Genomic DNA, 6,693 nt, shown 5'->3' on the forward strand with positions numbered 1-6,693 from the left:
CGTTTTATTTTTATTTAGTAGTAAACTGCTGCCCCACCAAATTCCTAAAATCACCAAGGCCAATGTGCAAATACTGAGAAATATTTTATTATTTCGTAATACACCCACTTGTTGACTCACTGATCTACCCTCAAAAATATTTTCTCTCAGGATAAATTTAAGTTCTTAAGATCTAATTAAGTTTGGAAATCCAATTTTTTCAGGATCTAAAGGGTAATTTCCACTTAAGCATAATATCTCGGTTATTTCTAAAGAGCAGATGAAGGCGGAAAAAGAAAACCATATCCCCCCTTATCTCGATAAGCAATGAGTTTGCTTAAATCAATTCAAGAATATACTCAGCCACAAAGTTTCATCTGCGTTAAAGGGCCAGGTGGTGTTTCAAAAAGTATGCTGGCATTAAACGAATCCATTATTGATATAAAAGAACACTAAATCAAAGGCTTTGAAATGATTTTCAAGCTTTTTGGAGAAGTTGCAGCTTCTCCTAAAGCCTCGCCTGATTCGATGCCGTAATCGACAATTATTGCCTTCTATACCCACAGTGAAAAATTTACCAATCAACTGTTTGCATTCTTTAAAGGTCGTAACAAAGCTATCCCAATGGTCACTTGATATACATGTATAGCTTACACCTAACTGCTTCAATTTTAATTTAAGTCGTTTTGCAGTGGCTAAATCTCGGTTACCCCATACATAAGCAACAATTTCACCTGTTTCTCGATGATAGGCATAAATTAGCCATTGTTTATTTTGCTTATGACCAACAAAAGTCCAAAACTCATCTACTTCAAGGGTTTCATAATGACTTTGCTGTGCTCGAAGTTGATATTTTGATTGGCTAAGTGTCCGTAGAACTTTACCGATACTTACTCTTTCAATTTCTGCTATATCCCTGACACCACTGCCTCGCACCATGAGGTGTAATATTTTGGTTTTGATACCTGAGTGACAGCCTTGATAACTGAGAGCATGATCACCAATAAATTGACGTCTGCATATTTTACATTGGTAATTTTGCTTACCATCTACTTTTGTGCCATTTTTCTTTATACTGTCACTTAGGCAGGCTGGACACTTGATTTCTAGAGTTATTCGCATTTCTCTATTTTATCAAAATCCAACCTGCTTTTTTTCAGCATACTTTTTGAAACACCACCATTTTTTTATATGAAAGCTGATTGAAATACACATCTAGATCATAAATCTGATTAGATAAATGCGGATCAAATCGACATCCATTTTTAAGAGAGTTTTAAGGTTAAGAACTTAAATTAATCAAATTTCGTCTTAACTGAATCATTTCTATGTCCCCTGATCGTTCACTTTATAAAGGCACTTCCGGAATACAACGTATTTTCAATGCTACCCGTTATTCCATGGCTGGTTTGAAAACCGCCTTTCAAAATGAGGCCGCCTTCCGGCAGATCCTGCTGATTAATCTTATTTTGATTCCTCTAAGCTTTTGGATGCCAGTTAGCCGAGTTGAGCAAGCGCTCATGGTCGCCGTGTGCCTGTTGGCGCTGATCATTGAACTGATTAACTCAGCGATAGAGGCAGTGGTAGATCGTATTTCCATGGAACGGCATGAACTGTCTAAAAATGCCAAGGATATGGGCAGTGCGGCTCAGTTTGTAGCACTTAGTTTAATTGCCCTGACCTGGGGCATCATTTTGGCTGGTCATTTGATTTGACCTCTGCTCTTGCTACTGCCTGAAATGGACAACTTAAAAATGATCACTGACCGTTCCCGGTTTTTACTGACCCAAACTTTACTTTTGATCTTCAGTTTTTTGATTCTTCTCAACTTCTTTGACATTGGAGGAGTGCTGGACTTACAGCTCATCTATCCCTTTATCGATGATCATGGTCAATTTCCCCTTCGACAACAATGGGCACTGGCAGAACTCAATCATCGCTATGTGAAAGACCTGCTGATTCTAGTGTATATCACATTATTACTGGGCTGGTTGGCATCACTAAAATGGCAGAACTGGCATACGCGGCGCTGGGAATTTGGCTATTTTTTTAGCATGGTGGTGCTGACCACGGCCTCGATCGGAATTTTAAAATCTCAGTCGGCCCATGCCTGTCCCTGGGATATGACCATACCTACCCATAACGGGATTTTGTGGGATTTTAGTGCTACTGCGGGCCACTGTTTTCCTGGAGGGCATGCATCTAGTGGTTTTGCGTTGATGGCTGGTTATTTTGTTTATCGCATTTCTAACCGCAAGCGTGCTTATTTTCTTCTGATCGCTGCAGTAATTTTAGGGTTGACCATGGGCTGGGCACAAATGATGCGCGGAGCACATTTCCTGAGTCATAATTTATGGACTGGCTGGATTATCTGGTGCATGAATGTCATTGGCTATACGCTGTTTAGCCATAAACTACCCATAGAAAAGACCACTCCTATACTCTCTAGTATCAGGCAACCTTAACTCCAAAAAAACCAGAAGCTTATTCGCTTAGGCTTCGATTAAAGGAAGCTTGACCTGTACACAAAGGCCACTCAGATTGGTACTTCGCGAAAATTCTAGTGTTCCACCCAAGCGCTCGGTGGCTTTATCTACAATGGATAAACCCAAACCGCTGCCAATTTCTGCATGGTTATGTATCCGGTAGAAGCGTTGCCGGATCTGATTGAATTGAGCAGGATCTATCTCTGCCCCACTGTCTTCAATTTGTAAAACCGCCTGCCGTCCTTGCTGGAAAATAGATACATTAATCACGCCATCCTTCGGACTATATTTAATTGCATTATCAATTAAATTATAAATAATCGAGTGCAAGGCCGAAGCTTGGCCCTGAATCAACAGTTCCTGCTGCTGTTCTACGCCCAAATCAATGTCTTTCTGTAGCGCCAATTGAATTAGTTCTTCGATACAGGTGGCTGTCATTTGATTCAGTGATAGCAATTGAACAGGTTCGCTTAAACCTTCGGTCACATCCTGTTTGGCCAGACTCAATAACTGGTTGACCAGATGCTGCATACGCAAAATGCCTTGACTCAAATTATGGATAGACTCGCTTTGAGGGAACTGCTGTAGCAAAATTTGCAGCTGTAAGTTTAGTGCTGTCAGTGGCGTGCGTAATTCATGGGCAGAATCTGCTACAAATTGACGTTGTTCCTGTTGGGCCAGAGAAATGCGGCCAAAAAAATAATTCATTTCCTGAATGATCGGTTCCAGCTCCAAGGGATAATCTTTCATTGCAATTGGCTTTAAGTCTTGTGCCTTGCGGCTGGCCAATTCAGTTTTAAAATCATTGAGCGGCTGAAAATTTTTCCGGATCATCCAGCCTAAGCCAAATACTGCAAAAGGTAAAAAAAGCACATAAGGAAGAAACATATTGGCTGCCAGCTCCAGCGCCAGTTCCTGCCGGACATTTTGCTGCTGGCTCACCTGAATCTGTAATTGCTTACCAGGAATAATATAAGTTAACCAGGTTCCATACGGCGTTTGATGCTTGTAGAAACCTGCTTTCCTGACCGGCGCCACCAGAACATCCTGCAGATGCAAGGAAGTGGCTGTATCTGTATAGGACCAGATATCTACAAATAAATCTTCTTCACTGTATTGTTTTGCCAGATCGATTTGACTTTGCAGGGGCTGCGGATGATTTTCTGAAATGCGCTCTGCCAGGCTTTGCATCTGTTTATCCAGTACTTCATTAATTTCTTCGAGCGCAATCCGGTATGCAGCAAAGATCAGCACACAGCCCAGCACCACGCTAAACAGTGAAATATAAATAACTAGACGTTTTTGCAAGGAATAACGTTTCTGCATGGCGCTCATCCTAAGCGATACCCTAGCCCACGTATGGTACGTATGAAGTCTTTTCCTAGTTTTGCCCGCAGATGATGGATATAAACTTCTACCGTATTACTGCTTACATCACTATCAAAATCATAAAGCTTGTCTTCTAAATCGTTTTTAGAAAAAATTTTGCTAGGATGCATGAGGAGTGCAGTGAGAATAGACCATTCCCGATTAGATAACTCGATCGGTTCATCATTAAAGCATGCAATGTGCTGTTCCAGGTCCAGTTCCAGCCCACTGTGTGATAATTTCTTATTTATATCTGTCACAGTATTTTTTAAACCACTACGGCGTATTAAGGCATGAATACGGGCCAGTAGCTCGTCAAATTCATAGGGTTTAATCAAGTAATCATCTGCTCCCTGATTCAGCCCATCTACCCGATTTTGTAACTGATCCCGGGCAGAGATAATCAGCACCGGTAAATTCGGAAACTTCTGCCGGATATTTTTTAGCACCAGCATGCCATCCATCATCGGCAAGCCTAAATCGAGCAGGACAATATCGTAGACCTGCTGCTGTAACTGTTTTAAACCCTCAATCCCATTATTGACCCAATGCACATCAAACTGATGCAGCTTGAGCAATGTTTCAGTCGACTCGGCAATCATAAAGTCATCTTCAATAATCAGTATTTTATGCATTTCAAGCTCTGTTCTTTAAGGATGGTGAGCATTGTGCAAGCATATCATTTTTAGCTTCAGTCACTTGCGTTTTTATATCCAGTAAACTTAATAAGCTGGGGAAAAGATGATCCTGACTACGGGCCTGTTCGGTCTGTCCTTTGAGACAGCTGACCTGCTGGGTATTCTGCTGCTTCCAGGCATCGGAGAACCACATCAGCATCGGGACATGGGTTTGCTGGGTCGGTGCCATGCTATAAGGAGCACCATGCAGGTATAAACCATGCTCTCCGGTGGATTCTCCATGATCAGACAGGTACCAGAAACCGGTCTGATATTGAGTCTGCTGCTTTAAAGTTTCAATGATCTGGGCAAGAACATGGTCTGTATATACAATCGAATTATCATAGCTATTCTTTAATTCTTCTGTACTACAGCCCTGAATAGCATTGGTATTACAGGTCGGTTGAAATGGCTGATATGGCGCTTTGGAACGCTTGTAATATGCGGGGCCATGACTACCCATCTGATGCAGTACAATTAATTGTGGTTTCGGGTTGTTTTTATCCAGATGTGCCAGATAATCTTTCAGGCTATCCACCAGGATTTCATCAAAACATTCACCACCGGCATCACACCACTTCTGTTTCAGTTGTGCCGGAATCTGGTATTTTTGTACCCGGTCACAGGCACCTTTACAGCCCGAATTATTATCAATCCAGGTCACCTGATACCCGGCGCGCTGAGCAATATCCAGTAAACCTTCTCGGTGGCTGGCTAACTGTTCATCATAGGTTTCACGTGACATGCCCGAAAACATACAAGGGACTGAAACAGCTGTGGCAGTTCCACAAGAGCTGACCTGATTGAAATTAATTACTGGTAACTTGCTCAGTTCAGGATTGGTATTGCGCGCATAGCCATTTAAAGCGAAACTCTCGGCACGTGCAGTTTCTCCCACTACCAGCACCATCAATTTGGGTTGTTTCTGTATTTGAGCCTGCTGCAGCAGATGGGCATCTTCACCATAAGGAATCAAAGGCAAATTCGCTTTAGGTGCTTTCTTTTTATAGTAGGATACGGTGGATGCAATGCTATTTTGTGGGGAAATCATGCCCTTCAGATCGCGGTGCTCGCGGAAGATGGCTGCATAATCGACATAAAAACAGAATAACAGTCCTAGAATCAATACGGCCGAAAGCAGACTGCTAAGGCTTTTATGCAACAATTGACGCCCGAAAGATGCAGGCTGAATGTTCAGCATCCAGATGATACACAAAGGAAAAATTACAAAGACCAGCGTCCAGATCACCAGCCGTATTGACCAGAGATCACGGACTTCCCGAGCATCGGTCTGCAGCATATTCTGGATCTGGTCCGGCGTAATAACAACCCCCAGACTATTGACAAAATAAGCACTAAAACCGCCCAGAATGATCAGCACACTGGCCAGTATCTTGGCATTCCATTTCCAGTTCAGCCACTGCAAGACCAGATTGTACAAGCCGATAACTACCAGGACTGTAGCCGCCAATAATGCGCCTGCCTTGAGGTTGGTATAAGGCGTCAATTGATGGATTTTCTGATAGAAAGCAAAGTTTAAGACCAGTCCCAGCCAAATGGCGAGTAAAAGGTTGAAGCGTGCAAGGCTGATGGGTTTGATCTGGCGTAGACCGGGAAAAGAAGGCAGCTTAAGCATTTTTTTAGTTCAAAGACTTTAATATGCTTTAGCCTAAAATTTGAATCTTAAAAATGACTTAAAATAATCTGAGAACTACAAAAACTTATACATATTTTGATTTCAAATCAAATCTGATAAAACTAAAAATGCAGCCCAAGCACGTTGGGGAAAATCCGCAAGTAATGCTCAAGCAAATCATGAGCACAGCCCGAGTATTACTCAAGTCATGCTTGAACCATGCCCTGAATAGCCACCACTTTCCTAGACAAATACAGCCCAAAGAATGATTTCACCCTGAAAATGCCGACCATGGAAGGGATTCATATGCTGCACCTTTAGCTAAAAGAGGATTCAGCTTACCATTAGTGGTTATTTGCAACAGTGCCCTATTTACCGCTGGGTTCAGCGCTACGCCCCTGAAATAGAAAAACGCTTACGCTGGTATTGGCGTAATCCTACAGATCTGAGCTCATGGCATATTGATGAAACTTATGTAAAAGTAAATGGACAATGGTCTTATCTGTATCGTGCAGTCGATCAACGTGGCTATACGATTGATTTTTAT

Annotated in this window: 6 protein-coding genes and 1 pseudogene; 3 read left to right on the forward strand and 4 right to left on the reverse strand. The window is 42.1% G+C overall.

From position 1 onward, the window contains the following. Positions 1-399: 399 nt before the first annotated feature. The gene (locus EXE10_RS19745; protein ID WP_004282341.1) at positions 400-1,101 is read right to left on the reverse strand and encodes an IS1 family transposase; all 702 of its coding nucleotides are present in this window, start codon (positions 1,099-1,101) and stop codon (positions 400-402) included. 206 nt (positions 1,102-1,307) lie between these two features. Here EXE10_RS19745 and EXE10_RS19750 point away from each other — a divergent pair, with 206 nt between their 5' ends. Together EXE10_RS19750 and EXE10_RS19755 are read left to right on the forward strand one after the other, a co-directional pair. Next, positions 1,308-1,694 (forward strand): diacylglycerol kinase, encoded by a 387-nt coding sequence (locus EXE10_RS19750; RefSeq protein WP_005404852.1) that lies wholly within the window; start codon positions 1,308-1,310, stop codon positions 1,692-1,694. Positions 1,695-1,733: 39 nt separating this feature from the next. Beyond that, on the forward strand, positions 1,734-2,444 hold the full coding sequence (locus EXE10_RS19755) for a phosphatase PAP2 family protein (protein ID WP_005404853.1): 711 nt from the start codon (positions 1,734-1,736) through the stop codon (positions 2,442-2,444). 27 nt (positions 2,445-2,471) lie between these two features. Here EXE10_RS19755 and EXE10_RS19760 read toward each other — a convergent pair whose 3' ends face one another. From EXE10_RS19760 to EXE10_RS19770, 3 genes are read right to left on the reverse strand one after another with little or no spacing between them, the layout of a single operon-like run. Then, entirely contained in the window at positions 2,472-3,791 is a 1,320-nt protein-coding gene (locus EXE10_RS19760; protein WP_130114500.1) for a sensor histidine kinase, read from the reverse strand. A gap of 5 nt (positions 3,792-3,796) precedes the next feature. Next, positions 3,797-4,468: a response regulator transcription factor gene (locus tag EXE10_RS19765; RefSeq protein WP_005246441.1), complete on the reverse strand. Its 672-nt coding sequence runs from the start codon at positions 4,466-4,468 to the stop codon at positions 3,797-3,799. 1 nt (position 4,469) lies between these two features. After that, positions 4,470-6,146, reverse strand: coding sequence for a phosphoethanolamine transferase (locus tag EXE10_RS19770; RefSeq protein WP_000916208.1), 1,677 nt, complete (start codon positions 6,144-6,146; stop codon positions 4,470-4,472). Positions 6,147-6,516: 370 nt separating this feature from the next. On the opposite strand from EXE10_RS19770, the pseudogene EXE10_RS19775 reads away from it, so the two are divergent. After that, a pseudogene (locus EXE10_RS19775) lies at positions 6,517-6,693 on the forward strand (DDE-type integrase/transposase/recombinase); the annotation flags it as partial.

It is taken from the genome of Acinetobacter sp. WCHAc060033 (assembly GCF_004209125.1).
In the GTDB taxonomy this organism is placed as follows: Bacteria; Pseudomonadota; Gammaproteobacteria; order Pseudomonadales; family Moraxellaceae; genus Acinetobacter; species Acinetobacter wuhouensis.